This window comes from Atopobacter phocae ATCC BAA-285 (assembly GCF_000526675.1).
Classification (GTDB): Bacteria; Bacillota; Bacilli; order Lactobacillales; family Aerococcaceae; genus Atopobacter; species Atopobacter phocae.
Genome location: NZ_JAGN01000002.1, coordinates 67,416 through 88,650, shown reverse-complemented (window position 1 = coordinate 88,650; position 21,235 = coordinate 67,416). Strand labels below are relative to the sequence as shown.

Below are 21,235 nucleotides of genomic sequence, written 5' to 3'. Positions count from 1 at the left end.
TAACAAGTTGTTATACATAACAATAACATGAATGTTGTCGCTTTTCAAATTGCAATCGGTTACACTTTAGCTATCAAATATGAGAGGTGATGAAAATGAAAGAAGTTGTCATTGTTGCTGCACAAAGAACACCTATAGGAAGTTTTGGTGGTACATTTAAGGGAATCGAGGCAGTCGATTTAGCTACATCTGTATTGAAAGAAACTTTAAAGAAAATTCAACTAAGTCCAGAATTAGTTGATGAAGTCATTATTGGGAATGTTTTGAGTGCTGGTTTAGGACAAAACGTTGCTCGACAAATCGCTGTTAAAACAGGTATCCCTGTTGAAAAAACTGCATTTACAGTAAACAAGGTTTGTGGATCAGGTTTAAAAAGCGTTGTTTTAGGAGCACAAAGCATTTTACTTGGAGATGCCGATGTCGTTGTTGTTGGTGGTACAGAAAATATGAGTCGTTCACCTTATGTTTTACCTAATGCACGTTGGGGTTACAGAATGGGTAACCAATCTGCTGTAGATACATTATTATCTGATGGTTTAACTGATTCATTCAATAACTATCATATGGGAATTACTGCAGAAAATATTGCTCAACAATATGGTTGGACTCGAGAAGCTCAAGATGAGTTTGCATTAAATAGTCAAAAGAAAGCTGAAGAAGCTTTGAAAAATGGAAGATTCAAAGAAGAAATTATTCCAATCACTATTCCTAAGAGAAAAGGTGATGATTTAATCTTCAGTGAAGATGAATATCCACGTCTCGGTGCAACAATCGAAAGCTTAAATAAATTACGTCCTGCGTTCACTAAAGAAGGTACGGTTACCGCTGGAAATGCATCAGGAATCAATGATGGAGCTGCAATATTAGTTCTTATGAGCAAAGAAAAAGCAGAAGAATTAGGTATGACTCCTCTAGTTACAATTCAATCTTATGCAAGTGCCGGAGTTGACCCTACTGTTATGGGATTAGGCCCAATTCCTGCTTCTCAAAAAGCGCTTGAAAAAGCAAATATCACAGTTGAAGATCTTGATTTAGTTGAAGCAAATGAAGCGTTCGCTTCTCAAGCAATGGCTGTTATGCAAGATTTACAATTAGATCCTGCTAAAGTAAATGTTAACGGTGGTGCAATCGCATTAGGACATCCAATCGGAGCGAGTGGTGCGCGTATTCTTGTAACACTTGTTCATGAATTGAAAAAACGTTCTGGAACTTATGGTTTAGCTACTTTATGTATTGGTGGCGGACAAGGAATCTCATTGGTGGTGAAAAACTATGAAAAATAAATTAACATCATTCGAACAAGCAATTTCTAAAATAAAAGATGGCTCAACTATTATGATCGGTGGTTTTTTAGGTGTTGGCGCTCCTGACCAATTAATTCAAGCCTTAATTGACCACAACATTAAAGATATTACATTAATCAGTAATGATACTGGTTTTGTTGATAAAAGTACTGGATTACTAATTGCTAATAAATTAGTTAAGAAAGTCTACGCTACTCATATTGGTACAAACAAAGAGACAGGTCGTCAAATGTTTGCCGGTGAAACTGAAGTTGTTTTAGTTCCACAAGGGACTTTAGCTGAAAAAATCCGTGCTGCAGGTTTTGGACTAGGTGGTGTTTTAACGCCAACAGGTGTCGGAACAGAAGTAGCAGTTGGAAAACAAATTATCACGATTAAAGAACGTGATTATCTGTTAGAAGAACCACTTCATGCAGACGTAGCACTTTTATTTGCGAATACTGTGGATACTTTTGGAAATATGTCTTTCCATGGTTCTACTCAAAACTTTAATAACGTTATGGCTACTGCAGCTGATTATGTAGTGGTTGAAGCCGAACAAGTTGTATCTGTTGGTGAAATGAGCCAAGATGCTGTTCACGTTCCAGGTATTTTTGTCGACGCAATCGTTCAAAGAGAGGATGATTAAAAATGGATAAAATGGCAATTAAAGAGTATATTGCTAAAAGGGTAGCCCAAGAATTAGAAGATGGCTTTGTAGTAAACTTAGGAATTGGTTTACCTACAATGGTTGCAAACTTTATTTCAGAGGATAAACAAGTGATGTTCCAATCAGAAAACGGCTTTGTTGGTTTAGGACCTTCACCAACAGAAGAAAATTTTGATCCACATATTGCCAACGCTGGTGGTGCACCATCTACTATCGTTCCTGGAGGAGCATTCTTTGACAGTGCTTTATCATTTGGAATTATTCGTGGTGGACACGTTGACTTAACTGTTCTTGGTGCATTACAAGTTGATGCTAAAGGAAATATCGCTAACTATTTAATTCCAGGAAAAATGGCTCCAGGAATGGGTGGCGCTATGGATTTATTAACAGGTGCGAAAAAAGTTATCGTAGCGATGGAACATACAAATAAAGGAAACGTTAAAATCTTAAATGAATGTACGCTTCCACTAACAGCTACTAATGCAGTAGATTTAATTATTACAGAAATGGCAGTAATGGAAGTAACACCTGAAGGTATTGCAGTAACTGAATTGAATCCAAGTTATACATTTGAAGATGTACAAAACGCTACAGAGGCTCCTCTAATCAATAAGGTAGGAGGTTAATTGAATGAACAAAGAAACAACTAAACCCTCTTTGATGGATCGTTATATTAACGGTTTCATGAAATGGATGCCAGAATCACTTTTCATTTGTTTTATACTGACATTTTTAGTAGCGATTTTATCATTAGTATTTACTGATGCTACTCTTGTAGATACACCAACTCAAAACGGAGTGATTAACGGATGGATTGACGGATTTTGGGGATTATTATCCTTTGCAATGCAAATGTCAATCTTATTAGCAACGGGTAACGCTGTAGCCAGCTCACCACCAGCTCAAAAGTTATTCAAAAAATTAGCTCAAATCCCTCAAACACGTGCGCAATTTTTCATTTTTGCAGTTATTATTGGATCTGTTTTTGGATTTATCCATTGGGGATTAGGTATGATGGTTGCGATCGTTTTTGGGAAAGAATTATTAGTACAAGCTCGTAAAAAAGGCGTTAAAATTCATACACCATTATTCGTGTCAACGCTATTCTTCACATTTTTACCAGCTACATCAGGTATTTCAGGGGCTGCGGTTTTATACTCAGCTACACCTAACTATTTAATTAATTCTGTTTCTGAAGCATACAAAGATTTAACACCAGTTTCTATTCCGTTAACAGAGAGTGTATTGAACGTTCAATTCATTACATTACTTATTGTATGTATGACAGTTCCGTTAATTTTCGCTTATGTTGCTCATCCTAAAAATGAAGATAGCATCATTGAAATTGATAATGAAATTTATATGAATAGCCAAACAAGTAGTCAAGGAATTATTATTCCACGTAATACACCTGCTGAAAAAATGAATGGTTCACGTATTGTAATGTATTTGACAGGTGGTATTATGTTTGGTTTCAGTCTGTACCATCTCTCACAAGTTGGGGTGGCAGGATTAGACTTAAACCGTTTCAACTTTTTATTCCTTGGTTTAGGATTGTTACTTTGTGCGCAACAAGGACCTGAATATTATGGACAACTATTCAAAGAGGGTGTTATTTCTTCTTGGGGATTAGTGCTACAATTTCCGTTTTATGCAGGGATATTCGGTATGATTGAACACAGTGGATTAGGATTAGTAATTTCTGATTTGTTTGTTAGTGTATCTAACCAAACAACATGGCCAGTTTTTGCTTACATCTACTCAGCATTATTAAATATCGCTGTGCCATCTGGTGGTTCAAAATTCGTAATCGAAGCGCCTTACTTAATTCCAGCTACACTTGAAATTGGTACAGATTTCGGTAAAATCTTACAAGCTTACCAAATGGGTGATGCTACTACAAACTTAATCGTACCATTCTGGGCACTATCTTATTTAGCTAATTTCAAACTTAAATTTAATCAAATCGTTGCATATACAATTCCTTGCGTTTTAATCGTAAGTTTAATTGTTATTGGATACTTATTATTCATTTAAAACTGAATAATCTCGTTTAATAAAAATCGACGTTTGTGATACACTTCCATCATCTATCCGTAAAATAGGTTAATGTGTATCACAAACGACGATTTTATTTTATCACAAATATAATCAGATGCCCATTTTGAATGAGTGAGCTATCAAAAGATGAACACTAAAAAAACGACAGATATTAATATCTGTCGTTTTTTATATTTTAGTTTTAATTATTTAACAACCATGAAACGGTCTTCATCACTTAAGAATTCTTTTTCACCAGCTTCAGCTTCTTTTGAGCCGAATACTAATTGTGAACGTAATTTCCAGTTTGAAGGAACGTTCCATTCTGATGCAACGGCTTCGTCAATTACTGGGTTGTAATGTTGTAAGTTGGCACCTAAACCAGCTTCAGTTAATGCAGTCCATGCATTGGCTGTAGCGATACCATTTGATTGTTCTGCCCAGATTGGGAAGTTTTCTGCATATAATGCGAATTGTTCTTGTAAACCTTTAACAGTATCTGTATGTGTGAAGAACAATGCTGTACCGAAACCAGCTTTAAATCCAGCTAATTTTTCTTGTGTACTTGGGAAAGCTTCTGCTGGCATTAAAGGTTTTAATGCTTCTTCAGTCATTTCCCATAATTTGTCATGAGCTTCTCCAAATAAGATTAAAACACGTGGAGATTGAGCGTTGAAGGCTGTTGGGCTTTGCTTAACAGCTTCTTTAATGATTGATTCGATTTCTGATTCTGATAAGTTGACATTGCGTCCTAAAGCGTAGATAGAACGACGATTTTTGATTGCTTCTAAAAAGTTTGACATATTTATAACCACCTTTGTTCGATTTAGTACTATTTGAGTATACCTAGTTTTTAATCATTAGTAAAATATTATGCTCACGAAACAAATAATTTTTTTGAGGTGAATTAAAAACTTATTGAATGAGTGATAAAGCCTATTACAGTGCGATATGATGATTCAATTAGAATAAAAAAAGCCAAGTCGATGATCAACTTGGCTAATGTTTATATAAAAAATTAAATAGCGTTGACTGTTGTTCCGGTTGTTAATACATCATGAAAGTTTTCGTAAGATGTTTCAATCATGTTTTTTAATGCTTCGTCTGTATTCGAGCCAACGTGAGGTGTAACTAATACTTTAGGATATAAATCAACTAGTTGACGAATTGATGGATCAGGTAGGTCTTCTCCTTGATCAAATTGTTTAAAGAAGGTGGATGCTTCGTTAGCAAAGACATCTGTTCCAAATCCACCTAGTTGATTAGATGTCAACGCATCATAAATGGCTTGGTTATCTTGTAATTCTCCACGAGCCGTATTAATCAAAATGGCATCGTCTTTCATTTTTGCTAGGAAATCTGCGTTGACGAATTGATCATTTTGCCCTTTAAAGTATGGTACATGAAGACTAACAATATCCGATGAATGGAGTAATTCGTCTAATGAAAAAAATTGTACTACCGTTTTAGCTTCTTCGCTTGGGTAAGGATCGTATCCTAACACGGTAGCACCTAATCCTTTGAATAGGCGAGCTTCCGTCAAGCCAATTTTGCCTGTACCAATAATGCCCACGGTACAATTGCGAATTTCTTTACTAAACATTTCTGCGTCTACGCGAAAATCATATTGGCGTGTTTGGTTCGTAGTGTAAGCTGTATGACGTAATAACATCATAGCTAAGGTCAATGATAATTCAGCAACTGAATTAGGTGAATAAGCGGGTACGCGAGCAGTTTTAAGTCCAAGTTCATGGCAAGCTTCAATATCAATGTGATTGAAGCCGACTGTTCGAGTGAAAACGTATTGAACACCATTTTCTTTCATTTGTTCTAAATTCTGACGATCAGCGACACAGTTTCCACGTAACAAGACAGCATCTTGTCCGATTGTTGTATCAATATTGTCATGTGTTAATAAATCTTCGATTAAAGTTAATTCAAATTGATAGTGGTTTAATTCGTTGAAAAATGGCACTTCGTTTGAACGAACACCGTACGCTACAATTTTTAAAGTCATCAAGCTACCTTCTTTCTATACAAACCAGCCAAATTGGCCAATTAATTCAATAATAACAATCCAAATAGGTGCCATAATAACAGCGCCTAATGTAGATAAAAGTGATGCGTTAGATGCTAATAATGCGTCACGATCAAAACTAATTGCATAAGCTACAGCAACTGTTGCGGGAGGGGTAGCCATCATAATGACAACCGTTCCTAATCCAATCAAACTAATTGGGAAATTGAATAGACTTAATACAAATAAAATAGCAATATTGATGGCAGGAATGAACAATAGCTTAACAAGTGTATAGTACCATGTTTTTTGATCAGAAAAAGCTTCTTTAAAGCTAACAGCGCCTAATGTTGAACCAATTGCTAACCATGCGAGTGGTGATGCTAGTCCACCTAAGTATTTAAAAATTTGGTACAATTGTGGCAAAGTATGATCAATACGAAGAAATGCAACGGACTTTTCGACCATTTGTCCATCTACTTCTGTCATCACCATCACTTGTGGTAAGTGAGCTTGAGTGATCCATACAAATAGACCAAAGAAAGTCGCCAAAACAATTGGATTTAAAAACATTTGCTTAATATTTTCTTTCTTCATTGGTAGGCCACTCATCTTGATATAACCATAAGAGTATAAGAAAATACGATAGCCAATATTGAAAATGGAAGCATATAAAGTACCTTGTGGACCGTATATTGCAGTTACTATAGGAATACCAAAGAAAGTGGTTGAGCCTAAAATGGATAGAACACGTAATGCTGTTTTTTCATCCCCTTGATAATTTTTATAAATAGGAATCGTTAGAGCAATTAAAATAGGATACATTAAGATGCCCCAGATGAGCAAGCCCATTCCGTTATTAAACGTTTCAGGATTGATATCCGACATAAATGCGTTATAAGCCAATGCAGGCAGTGATAAAGTTAGAACGACTTTCGTTAATGTTTTACCAGTTGTTGCATCGAATATACCTCTTTTTCGACAAGCATACCCCAATAAAATAATGGCTAAACTTGCAATAATTGCAGTATTAATTTGTGGTGTTTCTAATGTTTTAATAAACACTTCTAAAATATTCATAAGTGTCCTCCTTTGATTTAATAGGGTTATTATACACAAATGAATTGAAATATACAATAATAGATTGGGGGGCTATTGAGTGGGGTTAAAGAAATATAAAATCTGTAAAATATTTAGGAAGCAAAAAAAGAATAAGTAATAAAAGATATTTTCAATATAAAACGCTTATAAACATTGATAAAAATGAATCTAGAAAGATAGTTGCTTGAAATGATCACACCACTTAAAAAATTGTTTTTTACAAAAAGAAAAGCCAACCGATCGGATGCGGTTGGCTTTTTTGATAAACAGGGAAGTATTTAAAAAAGATTAATGAGTAAATAGCATGTATAAAACAGTCGCAACAAGAGTACTAGTTAAACCCACTAATGCTTCGTAAGGAATCAATTGCATACGTTCTTTAATAGTCATATTCGTTGCGCCACCAGTTGCGTGAAAGAAAGAACCATGTGGTAAAGAATCTAGCACAGTGGCACCGGCGTGAATCATGGCACCAGCAGATACAGCAGGAATCCCTGCATCTAACAAGGGTACTGAGAAGGTTTGAGCAGCAATTGTCGCTCCAGCTGTAGTTGAAGCAGTAGCCGCGCCCATCAGAATACCGGAAATAGGAGCAAGAATAAACGCCGGCATATTGGTCATCGCCAATAAATGAATAACATCTGCTTGTAAGCTGGAAGCTTTAATCACCCCTGCAATGGTTCCTGTTCCAATTAATAAAATACAGACACCGATTACTTTTCCTAAACCAAATTCAGCAAATGATTTGAGTTGTTTAAGTTGACCACAAACAAGTGTACAAATGATTCCACCAGTTGGGAGAGCGATTAATGGATCAATTACGACGCTAAAAATAGGACGCAGTGACAGTAACATAACGACGGTAAGTGGCCCTAAAATAGCTTGTAAAAATGAAGGTAAATTTTTTTGATCGCCTTTTTCTAAATCTTTTTCATCTACTAGTGTCCCTTGTTTTTTGGTTAAAATAGTCGCTAAAAGGATGGTAATGAGTAACGCAACTATGGCAGGGATCATATTTCGAATGATTAGTGCAGTAAGATCTAATTTAAAACCTTCTGACACGGCAATCGTATTGGGGTTAGGTGAGATAATGTTTCCGGCTTTACCGCCACCAATCATCGCTAAAAGTAGCGATGGCTTGTTATAACCAGCTTTTTTCCCAATTGCTAGAGCAATCGGAGCGACTGTAATGACGGAAATATCAATAAATACCCCTACGGAACAAATTAACATAGTAGCGAGCGCAACCGCCATAATCGCTTTTGTTTGTCCCATTTTGGTCACAATAACTTCAGCAATTTTTTCGGCGGCCCCTGTTTTAATTAAACAACCGGCTAGTATACCTGAAGTCATAATACGTAAGACAGAAGGAATCATACTTTGCGACCCGCTAATCATTGTGGTGACGGTTAATGCTAGATCACCACTCCCAATTACTCCACCAACTAAAGCTCCCAAAATTAAACTATATGCAGGTGTGACTTGTTTTATAATTAAAAAAATAGCTAAGGCCATCCCAATTAATACACCAAGTGTTGTAAATTCAATAGTCATTTTTAATTGCTCCTTCCAATTAATATACAGGTTTATTTAGACCGCCATAAACGGAAAATCTGTTCACTTGTATAAGATAAATTCTTTTTTGCATAGTCTATTTGTATGGCATCATCAACAGTAACAATCTCTCTTAAAATCGGGAAAATAGCATCAATCCCATGATGAGTACACTGATAAGCTTCTTCTGTAACAATTCCTGCAACTGCTACAACAGGTAAGTGATGTTTTTTAGCGAGTCGTGCCACGCCAATAGGAGCTTTTCCCATCGTTGTTTGAGCATCTAGTTTACCTTCACCAGTAAAAACAAGATCAGCATCTTTTAAGTGCGCTTCTAATTTTGTTTCTTCCAAAATGATAGTGATACCAGATTCAAGAGAAGCATTAAGAAACGTTAAAAACGCAAAACCTAATCCTCCAGCAGCACCGGTTCCTGGAAATAGTGGATCAGCAGATGGCACAGTTTCTTGGGCGATTTGGGCATAGTGTTTGAGCCAGCTGTCCATTTGTTTCACCATCTCGGCAGAAGCTCCTTTTTGTGGACCGTAAACCGCACTAGCACCGTTTGTTCCATATAATTCATTATTAACGTCGCAAGCAATTCGAAATTCGCACGATGCTAATTCGGGAATGGCATGATTGGTACGAATAGTAGCTAGATCTTTTAATCCGATAGCGCCAAGAGAGATAGGGGCAGCTTGTTCATCTAAAAATTCATAACCTAAAGCTTGTAGCATGCCAACCCCCCCATCGTTAGTTGCGCTTCCGCCGATTCCAATAATAAAACGGCGACACCCCTCTTGGATGGCGTGCTTAATAAGTTCACCAACTCCATAAGTCGTTGTGTTAAATGGATGACGTTGTTCGGTTGGCACTAGGGTAAGACCAGCTGCACTAGACATTTCAATAACTGCTATATTATGTGGTGGAATTATACCGTATTGAGCGGTAACTGAGTGGCCAAGCGGTCCTGTAACGGATACATTTTTTAAAATCCCATTCATCCCATGAACTAAGGCATCAACTGTACCTTCTCCGCCGTCCGCTAATGGACAAATCACAACTTCTGCGTCAGGTTCTACACGATGAATACTTTCTGCAACAGCTTGACCAGCTGCTAATGACGATAAGCTTCCTTTAAACGAATCAATGGCTGCAACGATTTTCATAAATACCCTCCTAATTATTTTTTGAACAATGTACTCTTAATATAACAAATGCCGTTTTTTTTTAAATAGTAGAGTTACTATAAATTTGAACGAAACACTAGATTTTTTTGTTAGCGGTAACATTATATGGTAGTATACACATGAGGTGAAGAATATGACTGCTAAAATTGATAAATGTCTTGCGCAAGAGATAGTTAATACATTAAAAGATATTTGTGGCAAGCACATCAATTTTATTAATGCATCGGGTATAATTTTTGCCAGTACGGATAAGCATCGGATTGGCATGTATCATGAGGTGGGATATCAAGCATTTTTATCACAATCAACCATTGAAGTGAATTCAGATAATAGTTATACAGGTACGCAACAAGGAATTAATATGCCCATTTTAAATGATCGAAAAGTATTAGCAGTCATTGGTATTTCTGGACACCCAGATGAAGTTAGAAAATACGCGCAACTTCTTGAAAAAGTGACTAAACTATTGATCAAAGAAAAAGAAATGAATGAGCATAGTCGATCGTTAGAAGAAAAAATGTCTTTTGTCGTTAGATCATTAATCGAAAATACAGTGATGGATCGAACGTATTTAGAGCAATGTTTAAATGATTTGAGGGTGAAAACAGATACCTTAAAAAAAGTTTTGATTATTCAAGTTTTAACGAAGCAAAATGAAACAGAATATAGTAAAATACATACTCAATTAAAACAAATATTAGATAATCAACCAACAACGTTATACTTATTCAATTATCCAAATAAGTATATCGCTATAATTGACGATTGGTCATTTCATCAAAATGAATACAAAATCAAACAAAAAATAAACGAAATGGGGGGAAGTATACGAGTTGCTGTCGGAAAGAGTTATCATATCAATTATTTGAATAAATCATATGAAACGGCGATAATAGCAGAGGAAAGTTTAAATGAGCATTCAGAAAGCTTAGCACATTATGATGACTTGTCTTTAGAAATTGTTTTAGCGGCGATTAGTGAACAGACCAAAGAAGCGTTCTGTCAAAAGATAATTAAACAGTTATCATCAGAAGACGTAGCGTTATTAAAAGTATATTATGAAACAAATATGTCGTTAGAACAGACGAGTAAATCTCTTTATTTGCATAAAAATACAATTCAGTATAAGCTTAATCAAATTTTGAAGAAGAGTGGGAAAAATCCGAGAGAGTTTAAAGATGCTGTTTTATTGTATGTAGCAACTAAAATACAACGACATAGCAGATGAGTATATTCCCAATCACTTTAAAATATGCTATTCTGATAGCAATTGAATCTCGTCCTAATCTTCTTAAAGTAACAGGATATATGAGACAAATTAAGCTTGAAAAGACGTAGAAGGAGAGAATGAGATGGAGTATATGCAAGAAGTTGTCAAGTTAATTAACTTAAACCAAAATAAGCCATTATACGAAAACATTTATGAAGGGTTACGTACAGCGATTATAAAAGGGGTCATTCCCATGGGTGTTCGTATTAATGAGAAAGTCTATGCAAAAGAGTTAAATGTGAGTCGAACTCCTATTCGAGTGGCTTTACATCGATTGCAAGACGAAGGAATTGTGAAGCATGTGCCGAACTTTGGTATTATGGTGACACGCGTTACAGAAAAAGATGTGGATGAAATTTATCAAATTCGAGTAGCGCTAGATATTTTAGCAAGCGTTAATGCAGCGAAAGCAATGACAAAAGAACGTGCTGAGCAAATGGACCATTTATTAAGCCAAGCAGAAGAAGCCCAAAGTCATGGCGAAGTGCAACGAGTGATTGACTTATCTAAAGATTTTAATACGATGATTTATAAATTTGCGGATATGCCTCATTTGGAGTCGATTCAAACCAAATTACATGATTATTTGACACGGTTTAGAGATATCTCATTGATGTCAGACGATCGAAGGCAACTGGCGATTGAAGAGCACCGTTTGATTTTTAATTTTATGCGCCATAAAAACTTTGATGCGCTAGAGAAAATGATTACATCCCATTTGTATAATTCAAAAGAATTCATTATTTTAGAAATGGATGAGGAGCTAAAAAATGCATAAAAATCGTCTCATTCAATTAGCAGTGAAATCATTGATTCAAGAAGCAAGTTTATATCCGAAACCTGGATTGGTTGATCCGGTTGATTGTGGATCACATACAGATATGGATTATGACATGTTTATTGATAGCGCCTTTGCATTGATGCCAGGCTTTTATCGTTATTATGAATTAGGCTGTCATCATCAATCGAATCTTTCGGATTTGTTTAACCGAATTCGTGAAGTGGGGATGGAAAACGAAAGAAACATGTTTCAATCAACGCATGAGGTGAATACACATAAAGGAGCTAACTTCTTATATGGGATTGTACTAGCGGCGATGGGCTATTTCAATCAACCGCGACTAGAGGATGTTCGATTAGCTGTTAAAGAAATGACAAAAGGCATAGTGCAACGAGAATTAGCCACTCTTCAATCATTTCGTACGCATGGTGAGAAAGTGTACCAACAATACGGATTTACTGGAATCAGAGGAGAAGTAGAAGAAGGATTGCCTCTTGTATTTGATGTGGCGCTTCCTATTTTGCGTGAAAAAGGACCAGCCAAGACGAATCAAAAGAAAGCTTTATTGCAGCTCATTGCTTGGAATAATGATTCGAACATGATTAAACGAGGTGGAATTGAAGGGTTGAAATTTGGGCAACAATTAGCTCAGCAAACCTATAATGATTTAGATCAACATTTAATTGAGATGAATCAACAATTTATTCGTAAAAATTTAAACCCTGGTGGATCAGCGGATTTATTAGCTTTATCCATATTTTTACACGCTTACGAAACCGAATGGAACAAAATAACAAAAGCACATTGATTCGAGTGAGGAATCAATGTGCTTTTTTGTTTTATGTCGTACGATATGCCATTATCAGGTGATTAATTTGTTCGACAATCTCATGCACTTGATGTGTTCGATTACGACTACATTCATGAGCAGGACGTTGACAAATAAGACATTGGCGAGGTGCAAGGTTGAGCGTTTGACGATTGGCACCCACCACATCTAAATCATATAATCTTCCTAAGGCAAAATGTTCTTCAATAGCTACCATATCCTTTTTAGTCATTTGAATGTCTTTCGGATAAGTCAAAATGGCTTCCGGTCCAGTTTTTAAATGGCGCCAATCGATTTGAATTTGTGCTGCAGAGATTTGTTTAAGCCCCTCTTCAAATGCAAAAAGATAGAGATCATTATTTTTTTCTGGACCTGGGATATTTAATTTAAAACTAATAACAGTGTGTTCGGGATGGTGTTCAACCATTTGTTGAATCCAATAGGCTCGTCGTTCACGTTGATCGAGCATCTCTTCTAAAGTAACAGATAAATTATCCATGAGTTTGCTCCTTAATCCGTTGAATGACGGCCTGACCATCATCTGTTAGTAACCAATTGTAAGTCGTTTGAGGGACAAATTCAGCGACTTGTCCCAATTGATCAGTAGCAAGATATTGGCGCACCGTTGTGGCAGAGATAATGTGCTCGTTAACTGTTTTTCTTGGAATAATTTCAAGATTTAAGTGACCGGCAAACTCTTTTTTCATCGCTTCATTATATAGTTGAGTAGCTTGTGAAAAAGGCTCTTCTCCAACATAACGTGTTGTTATATTAAGTACAGGTGCAATATGATAAGCAAAAACTCGAGCATCTAAACGTGCCTGAATAGAAGTAACATCAGTATTCTCATTTAAAAAGTAAGACGGAAAAGTAGCATGTGAAACCATATAGTTATCCGTAGAAAGGACAGTTACATGCTCTAAATGTTGAGTACCTGCGATAACTAATTGTTTACGAACATCGGCAGGGAATACACTTTGATCTTCACTTAAAACAAAAATGAAGACGTGATCATGACGGGCAGCGGCTGTTTGGATTAGAAATTGATGGCCTAATGTAAAAGGGTTAGCGTCCATCACAATTGCAGCAATCGATTGAGCATTAACACGCTGGTTTTTTAAGTGTTCTAAATACGCTGGAAAACCATTAATTGCTCGTTCCATAAATACGAGATGCGAGTCAATAGCTTCAATGCGCTGGAAACCAAGAAACTCAAAAGCAGTCTGACTTTCTGGCTTAGTGTAGACATAATGCTTTGAGTATCCTTTCTCAAAATTACGATTCATTAAATGTGAAATTAGTTCATTAAAGTAGGAACCACCTTGAACATCTGCTGCGACAGCTACACATTTAATAATATTGTGATAGCGAGAAGCTGTTGCCACTAAGCGGTTTTGATCAAATAAACCAAACACTTCTTCAATGGATTGTTCGATTCGTAAATTGGCTTCTTTTAATAAATTTTCCCATGAAATTCGGTCAGATTCAATGTCATGAATATATAATTTTTTAATCATTAGAGACTCCTTTCGAAATAGGACGAGTACAATCTGACTGCATTTTATCATACAACCTAGTAAATTCATAAGTGTTTTTCAGGTGTGTTTTTCAGACGTGTTTCGTTGACTGTAACGCTTACGAGATATATATTTAGTTTGTTAGAAAAAACACAATCTTTGTGTAACTATATCATAAATAAAAAATAATGTGAAAGAGAGGAGTCATATTAATGGAATTAATGCATTCTGCAATAGCAGGAACTTTAGAGTCAAGTGATGCACAAGTAATGATTGAACCAGCTGAAACGTTATCAATTTCAATTAAAAGCGTCGTTGAAGCCCAATATGGTGAGCAAATTCGTGCAACAGTTGAAGAGGTATTAAATCAATTAGAAGTGAAGAAAGGGACATTTGTCATTCAAGATCAAGGTGCTTTAGATTGTACATTACGTGCACGTGTACAGACTGCGGTCTTACGTGCGAGCGATATGTCAGATAATTTACCATGGGGGACAAAACTATGATAAAACGAACAAGACGAACAATGATGTTCCTGAATGCACAACGCGCTTCATTAATTAAAGACGCTTATGTGTATCAACCAGATACAGTGATTTTAGACTTAGAGGATGCGGTATCACCACGTGAGAAAGATTCAGCACGGATTCAACTGTATCATACATTAAAATCAATCGACTATATGGGAGTAGAACGTTGGGTTCGTATTAATGAGCCACATACACCATATTATAAAGAAGATATTCGTGCAGCGATTGCTGGTGGAGCGGAAGGTATTCGTTTACCGATGACCGAAACAGTCGATCAAGTGCTACTCGTTGAAAAATTAATGGGTGAAGCAGAAAAAGAATTTAACGTGCCATTTGGTTCGACAATGATTATGGCAGCGATTGAATCACCACTTGGATTAATCAATGCGTACGATATTGCTTCATCTACTCCTCGTATGATGGGTATTGCATTAAGTGCAGGTGACTACAGAAGAACAATGCAAGCAATTGAAACAAAAACGGGTGAAGAATTATTTTACGCTCGCTCACAAATCGTTGTAGCTGCTCGCGCTGCAGGTGTTATGGCATTTGACAGTGTGTATACAGATCTTGATGATTTTGATTCATTACGCGAAGAAACAAAATTAATCAAAAATATGGGATTTGATGGTAAATCAATTATTTCACCAAAACAAATTGCAACAATTCATGACGTATTTACACCAACTCAAAATGAAATTGATCGTGCGATTAATATCGTTAAAGGTGTAAAAGAAAGTGAAGAAGCGGGTATTGGGGTATTAATTATCGACGGAAAAATGGTTGATATTGCCCACGTGGAAGGTGCTAAACGTATTCTAAAATTAGCTCAAGCCGCTAATAAGTATAAAGGAGATCTAGTATGAAGAATCAAGTAAATCGTGATATCCCAGAAGAATTTTTAGTCGATGGAATTGAAGTCTTTCAAGGTGCCTTTTATCGCGATGATTATGAATATACAAAAGCAGCACCAACTGTGAAAGGACACGTTAATCCAAAAGAAACAAAAGTATTAAATAGCATTCGTGAAGCGTTAGAAAAAGTAGGCTTAAAAGACGGTATGGCTATTTCTTTCCATCATCATTTTAGAAATGGTGACTATACGACATCAATGGTATTTGATGTTATTAAAGAAATGGGAATTAAAGATATCTTTTTAGTAGCTTCTTCTTTAGGAAAAGCACAAGCTTCGCTTGTTCCATTAATCGAAGATGGTACTATTACACGCATCTCATCTTCAGGTGTTCGTGATGAAATTGGTAATGCGATTTCTTCAGGAAAATTAAAACATCCAGCATGGATTCGTTCCCACGGTGGACGTGTACGTGCCATTGAAACAGGCCAAGTAAAAATTGATGTAGCGTTTATCGGGGCACCAACAAGTGATGAGTATGGTAACGCATCTGGTAAAGGCGGTAAATCAGACTGTGGTGTTTTAAGTTATTCTGCAGTAGATGCTCAATATGCTGATAAAGTGGTAGTCATTACAGACACATTAGTACCATATCCAAACCATCCTTACTCAATTAAAGGAATCGATGTAGATTATGTCGTTAAAGTAGACCAAGTTGGAGATTCAAGTAAAATCGCCGCTAACTCAATTCGTGTAACGGATAACCCACGCGAACTAAAAATTGCAGAATATGCTGCTAAATGTGTGGTAAATACAGAATGGTTTAAAGACGGATTTTCATTCCAAACAGGTGCTGGTGGTGCAAGTTTAGCTGTTACACCATTCTTGAAAAAATATATGATTGAGCGCGATATTAAAATGGGATTTGCATTAGGTGGAATTGTTAAACCAATGGTAGACCTATTAAAAGAAGGCTATATTCGTAAAATTGCGGATACACAAGACTTTGATATTGCTGGGGTTGAATCAGTTCATGAAACACCAAATCACTTTGAAATTACAACATCTGAATATGCTAATCCATTGAATAAAGGTGCATATGTTAACAAATTAGATTACGTTATCTTAGGAGCGTTAGAAGTTGATACAGATTTCAACGTTAACGTAGTAGTTGGATCAGATGGAACGATTCAAGGAGCACCAGGTGGACACGTGGATACAGCAGCAGGTGCGAAAGTAAGTATTATCGTTGCTCCATTAATCCGTGGACGTTTAACAACGATTCGTGATCGTGTAACATCTGTTACAACGCCTGGAGAAAGCATCGATATCGTCGTGACAGAATATGGGGTAGCTGTTAACCCACGTCGTCAAGACTTAATTGAATCACTAAAAGAAACTGACTTACCATTAGTAACCATCGAAGAATTACGTAACATCGCGTATGGCATTGTGGGTGAACCGAAAGATATTGAATACGATGATGAAGTCGTAGCGTTAGTTGAATATCGTGATGGAACACTAATCGATGTAATTCGCAAATTAAAAGGGTAATAAAACAATAAAAAAAGGGGGAATTATTACATGGAAAAGAAAGAACTGAAGTTATACGGTATGCAGTGGTATATTGCACTTGGCGCGATTTTAATTGGGCTACTTGGAATATTCACAGAAACATTTGGAACAGATATGCCGAATACATTAATCGTGATGTTTGCGATTGGTATTCCGTTATATGAAATTGGGGAACGTATCCCAATTTGGAACAAGTACATTGGGGGCGGTATTGTAGCGGCCTTCCTAGGAACAGCATTAATGGTTCATTTTAAAATATTACCAGAAATGTATGCAACAGCGATTGATGATTTCACATCTGAAGTAAACTTTTTAACAATGTTCATCGTTGTTTTAATTGCAGGTAGTGTATTATCATTAAACCGTAAAATTTTGATTAAAAGCTTTATTGGATATATTCCAGCAATTTTAGGTGGTTTAGGTGGAGCCATGTTACTTGGCGTTTTAACTGGTCTAATTTTTGGTATTTCACCATCTGAAATTATTTTAAACTACGTTCTTCCAGTTATGGGTGGAGGTAACGGTGGTGGTGCGGTGCCATTATCACAAATTTATGGTGACGTAACAGGTAGAGAACCAGAAGAATACTATCAATTTGCTATTATTATCTTAACTATTGCGAATATTTTTGCGATTATCTTTGCTTCATTATTAAATGGACTTGGCGCTAAATTTAAAGGATTAACAGGGGATAAAAAGACAATTATCCGCGATAAAAATGCAGCCTTTGATACAAGTGAAGAATCACATAAAGCTGAATTAATTGACGTTGCTGGTGGACTTGTTTTAGGTTTAGCATCATACGGATTCGGTTTAATTATGAGTCAATTAGTATTACCAGAAATCTTTGGTGTAAAAATTCATACATTAGCGTACATGATTATTTTCGTCGTTATCTTAGCAGCGACAGGCGTTATTCCAGGAAACTTACGTGCTGGAGCAAAACGTCTACAATCATTCTTCTCTAAATATTTAGTATTAATTATCATGGTTGGTGTAGGTGTTGACTTAGATATTAACGAATTAATTGCCGCTTTATCATTCCAAAACATGATTATTGCGATTGCCGTTGTATTAGGAGCGATTTTAGGTTCAGCTGGTATTGGTTACTTAGTTGGATTCTATCCAATTGATTCAGCTGTTACAGCAGGATTATGTATGGCTAACCGTGGTGGTTCAGGGGACTTAGCAGTATTAGGTGCCGCTGACCGTATGGACTTAATGGCTTATGCTCAATTATCTTCACGTTTAGGTGGGGCAATTGTTTTAATTATTGGATCAATTATTTTCTCATTCTTACTATAATAAGTAAGCAACTATTAGAAAATCGACGAGACGAAGACTCTGAAAAGAGCTTCGTCTTTTTTTGTGTGGATGCAATCGGAGACGCTTAATAGTATTAGCACAGATTGAAGTAATGAATGATAGGAACACGGTTTCAATTGTTGATTAATAAACAGTGAAGCAGCCAGAAAATCGTGTACTTTTATAAGGGAGATTGATAGACTAATAGTGAGAAAAGATGTAGAAAGGAATGGAATTTCGTATGGAACCAACTATCATTTCGGGAACAACCTATCGTTTCTCGATTTTAACAGATTCACTCATTCGTATGGAGTATCATCCGCAAGGTGAATTTACAGATGAGTCAACCCAAGTCGTTGTCAATCGAGCATTAGATCAAACGAAAGTGCATGTGATTGATGAAACGAATCGATTAGAAATTATTGGTGATTTTTTCCACTTATATTATGACAAACAAATGTTTAGTCCGGCGGGATTGTATATCGATGTAAAAAATAATTTAACACCTTATGGGAATCGGTGGCGTTATGGCGATCAACCGGCCAATCTAAAAGGAACGGCTCGAACGCTGGACGAAAGCGATGGTGCGGTTGAACTAGATAATGGGATTCTTTCGAAAGAAGGATTTGCGATTTTAGATGATTCAACTTCTGCGATAGTATATGAAGAAGGGGAAAGTATTCAAGCACGTTCTAAGGAAACGGTGGACTTGTACTTCTTTGCATATGGTCGTGACTATAAACGAGCACTAAGGGATTATTATCGGTTAACTGGGCCTACACCACTACTTCCACGTTATGCATTAGGCAACTGGTGGAGTCGCTATTGGGCTTATCGAGCAGATGAATATGTTGATTTAATGGATCGATTTAAAGCAGCGCATATTCCTTTATCGGTAAGTGTTATTGATATGGATTGGCATATTACTCAAGTTGATCCTAAATATGGAAGTGGTTGGACGGGCTATACGTGGAATAACGAACTGTTCCCAAATCCAGAACAATTTCTAAAAGAGTTAAAAGATCGCCAACTAAAAGTCACTTTAAATGTACACCCTGCTTCAGGCATTCGTGGATTCGAGACCATGTACCCAGAAGTAGCAAAGCGCTTAGGACTAAATCAATCGATTGAAGAGCCAGCTGTTTTTGATATGAGCAATCCAGCATTTCGTTCAGCTTATTTTGAATTAGTTCACCATCCACTGGAACAACAAGGAGTTGATTTTTGGTGGATTGATTGGCAACAAGGTGGTATTGGGGCGAGTGATGGCATTGATCCACTGTGGTTATTAAATCACTACCATTATCATGATGTACAACGTAAGCAACAGCAAGACATTATTTTATCACGGTATGCTGGACCAGGTAGTCATCGCTACCCCATTGGATTTTCAGGCGATACGTTTACAACGTGGGAATCGTTGCAGTTTCAACCTTATTTTACCGCGACGGCATCAAATATAGGATACAGTTGGTGGAGTCATGACATTGGTGGGCATATGCACGGGACCCATGACCCTGAGCTACTCATTCGTTGGGTTCAATATGGGGTATTTAATCCAATTAATCGATTACACAGTTCAAACAGTCCATTTATGAATAAAGAGCCATGGGAACAACCACCGATGATTCAAGAAATGATGCAAGACTATTTATTGTTACGCCATCAATTGCTTCCGTATTTGTATACAATGAATGTACAAACCCATGAAGCGGGCTTACCACTTATACGTCCGATGTACTATGAATATCCTTATCAAGAAGCATCATATCACGTGCCAAATGAGTATTATTTTGGCTCAGAAATGATTGTACTACCAATGACTCATCCAGTAGATGCAGTGACTCATCATGCAAAAGAGACCGTTTGGTTGCCTGAGGGGATATGGTTTGATGCAACAAGTGGTCGCCGTTATCAAGGGAATGTTCACTTAAATATTTATCGTCAATTAAATGAAATACCGTTATTTATGAGAGCGGGTGCGATTGTTCCAATGGACGAAAATGCATTACATACACCGTCAAATGAGCTTCCGCAAAAAATAACATGGCACCTTTATCCAGGAGCAGATAATCAATTTACTCTAATAGAACAAGCAGATAAGCAACGGATTGAAACTACTTTAGAATTCAATTGGCAACGACGTGATATTCAATTAAAGGTGTCACAACCAATAACTGAACGAAAAAATAAAATAATGATTCATGGCATAGAATGGGATCAAACGATGAGTTTAGAACAAAATATGTACTATGATGCGTTAAAAAATGAATTAACAATCGATTCAATCGAATGGAGTAACCAAATAATCAAATTGCCAGGAATGAAACTGGTAGCGCACCAATCAATTGATACATGTGTATTTGATTTTCTGAAACAAGCTAACATGCCATATGATTTAAAACATGAAATTTTAGGGAAATTTTCAAACCGATCAAATACGATGAGTTTCCTAGCGTCTATTAAAAACATCGTATCTGAAGAAGTGTATGGGATTTTGTTCGAGTGGTTATATGTGGAAGAAAGTTAATGAGTTAAATTAATATAGATTTATTTGAAAGTCAGCAAACTAAAAAAGTATTATTAAATAAAAAGTAGCATAAAAAAACAGGTTGAAAAAGTGAATAAAATTTAAAAGTTTAAGAAAGTGAATAACCTTTAAGAGAAAAAGGGGATTTGCTTTCTTTTAATTTGTTTTTAAACAAAGTATAAAAATGTAT

19 protein-coding genes are annotated in these 21,235 nt (G+C 36.4%); 12 read left to right on the top strand and 7 right to left on the bottom strand.

Translation table 11 applies throughout. The features are described 5' to 3' along the window. The first annotated feature begins 95 nt into the window (after positions 1-95). The 4 genes from L866_RS0100850 to L866_RS0100835 are packed head-to-tail and all read left to right on the top strand — an operon-like array spanning position 96 to position 3,990. A complete protein-coding gene (locus tag L866_RS0100850; RefSeq protein WP_025728224.1) occupies positions 96-1,283 on the top strand; it encodes an acetyl-CoA C-acetyltransferase in 1,188 nt (395 codons plus the stop codon). Further along, positions 1,273-1,932 carry a CoA transferase subunit A gene (locus L866_RS0100845; protein ID WP_025728222.1) on the top strand — a complete coding sequence of 220 codons (660 nt, stop codon included), beginning with the start codon at positions 1,273-1,275 and terminating at the stop codon, positions 1,930-1,932. Before L866_RS0100850 ends, L866_RS0100845 begins: the two co-directional genes overlap by 11 nt. Positions 1,933-1,934: 2 nt before the next feature. Continuing rightward, complete coding sequence (locus L866_RS0100840; RefSeq protein WP_025728220.1) at positions 1,935-2,579, top strand: 3-oxoacid CoA-transferase subunit B; 645 nt, start codon at positions 1,935-1,937, stop codon at positions 2,577-2,579. A gap of 4 nt (positions 2,580-2,583) precedes the next feature. Next, complete coding sequence (locus L866_RS0100835; RefSeq protein WP_025728218.1) at positions 2,584-3,990, top strand: TIGR00366 family protein; 1,407 nt, start codon at positions 2,584-2,586, stop codon at positions 3,988-3,990. Positions 3,991-4,199: 209 nt separating this feature from the next. On the opposite strand, the gene L866_RS0100830 is transcribed toward L866_RS0100835, so the two are convergent. The 5 genes from L866_RS0100830 to L866_RS0100810 form a co-directional block, all read right to left on the bottom strand. Further along, positions 4,200-4,796: a nitroreductase family protein gene (locus L866_RS0100830; protein WP_025728216.1), complete on the bottom strand. Its 597-nt coding sequence runs from the start codon at positions 4,794-4,796 to the stop codon at positions 4,200-4,202. A 215-nt stretch (positions 4,797-5,011) separates the two neighbouring features. Next, positions 5,012-6,010, bottom strand: a complete 999-nt coding sequence (locus L866_RS0100825) for a 2-hydroxyacid dehydrogenase (protein WP_025728214.1) — start codon at positions 6,008-6,010, stop codon at positions 5,012-5,014. A gap of 15 nt (positions 6,011-6,025) precedes the next feature. Then, positions 6,026-7,090, bottom strand: coding sequence for an AEC family transporter (locus L866_RS0100820; RefSeq protein WP_025728212.1), 1,065 nt, complete (start codon positions 7,088-7,090; stop codon positions 6,026-6,028). A gap of 309 nt (positions 7,091-7,399) precedes the next feature. Further along, the gene (locus tag L866_RS0100815; protein ID WP_025728210.1) at positions 7,400-8,665 is read right to left on the bottom strand and encodes a GntP family permease; all 1,266 of its coding nucleotides are present in this window, start codon (positions 8,663-8,665) and stop codon (positions 7,400-7,402) included. A gap of 32 nt (positions 8,666-8,697) precedes the next feature. Continuing rightward, a complete protein-coding gene (locus tag L866_RS0100810; RefSeq protein WP_025728208.1) occupies positions 8,698-9,834 on the bottom strand; it encodes a glycerate kinase family protein in 1,137 nt (378 codons plus the stop codon). A gap of 154 nt (positions 9,835-9,988) precedes the next feature. Here L866_RS0100810 and L866_RS0100805 point away from each other — a divergent pair, with 154 nt between their 5' ends. The 3 genes from L866_RS0100805 to citG all read left to right on the top strand — a co-directional run bounded on the left by L866_RS0100805 (position 9,989) and on the right by citG (position 12,714). Then, on the top strand, positions 9,989-11,083 hold the full coding sequence (locus L866_RS0100805) for a CdaR family transcriptional regulator (RefSeq protein ID WP_025728206.1): 1,095 nt from the start codon (positions 9,989-9,991) through the stop codon (positions 11,081-11,083). Positions 11,084-11,207: 124 nt separating this feature from the next. Continuing rightward, positions 11,208-11,903 carry a GntR family transcriptional regulator gene (locus L866_RS0100800; protein WP_025728204.1) on the top strand — a complete coding sequence of 232 codons (696 nt, stop codon included), beginning with the start codon at positions 11,208-11,210 and terminating at the stop codon, positions 11,901-11,903. Next, positions 11,896-12,714: a triphosphoribosyl-dephospho-CoA synthase CitG gene (citG, locus tag L866_RS0100795; RefSeq protein ID WP_025728202.1), complete on the top strand. Its 819-nt coding sequence runs from the start codon at positions 11,896-11,898 to the stop codon at positions 12,712-12,714. Before L866_RS0100800 ends, citG begins: the two co-directional genes overlap by 8 nt. Positions 12,715-12,745: 31 nt before the next feature. Here the strand turns inward: citG and citX are convergent, their stop codons facing one another. Next, positions 12,746-13,234, bottom strand: a complete 489-nt coding sequence (gene citX / locus L866_RS0100790; RefSeq protein WP_025728200.1) for a citrate lyase holo-[acyl-carrier protein] synthase — start codon at positions 13,232-13,234, stop codon at positions 12,746-12,748. Beyond that, positions 13,227-14,252, bottom strand: coding sequence for a [citrate (pro-3S)-lyase] ligase (gene citC / locus L866_RS0100785; RefSeq protein ID WP_025728198.1), 1,026 nt, complete (start codon positions 14,250-14,252; stop codon positions 13,227-13,229). Before citC ends, citX begins: the two co-directional genes overlap by 8 nt. A 212-nt stretch (positions 14,253-14,464) precedes the next feature. Between citC and citD the strand changes: the two genes are divergently transcribed. From citD to L866_RS0100760, 5 genes are all read left to right on the top strand, one after another. Continuing rightward, the gene (citD, locus tag L866_RS0100780) at positions 14,465-14,758 is read left to right on the top strand and encodes a citrate lyase acyl carrier protein (protein ID WP_025728196.1); all 294 of its coding nucleotides are present in this window, start codon (positions 14,465-14,467) and stop codon (positions 14,756-14,758) included. Further along, complete coding sequence (locus L866_RS0100775) at positions 14,755-15,648, top strand: HpcH/HpaI aldolase/citrate lyase family protein (protein WP_025728194.1); 894 nt, start codon at positions 14,755-14,757, stop codon at positions 15,646-15,648. Before citD ends, L866_RS0100775 begins: the two co-directional genes overlap by 4 nt. Beyond that, positions 15,645-17,189, top strand: coding sequence for a citrate lyase subunit alpha (gene citF / locus L866_RS0100770; protein WP_025728192.1), 1,545 nt, complete (start codon positions 15,645-15,647; stop codon positions 17,187-17,189). The genes L866_RS0100775 and citF overlap by 4 nt, the downstream gene beginning before the upstream one ends. Before the next feature lie 30 nt (positions 17,190-17,219). Further along, positions 17,220-18,515: a 2-hydroxycarboxylate transporter family protein gene (locus L866_RS0100765; protein WP_025728190.1), complete on the top strand. Its 1,296-nt coding sequence runs from the start codon at positions 17,220-17,222 to the stop codon at positions 18,513-18,515. 229 nt (positions 18,516-18,744) lie between these two features. Beyond that, the gene (locus tag L866_RS0100760) at positions 18,745-21,045 is read left to right on the top strand and encodes a glycoside hydrolase family 31 protein (RefSeq protein WP_245578419.1); all 2,301 of its coding nucleotides are present in this window, start codon (positions 18,745-18,747) and stop codon (positions 21,043-21,045) included. Positions 21,046-21,235 lie beyond the last annotated feature (190 nt).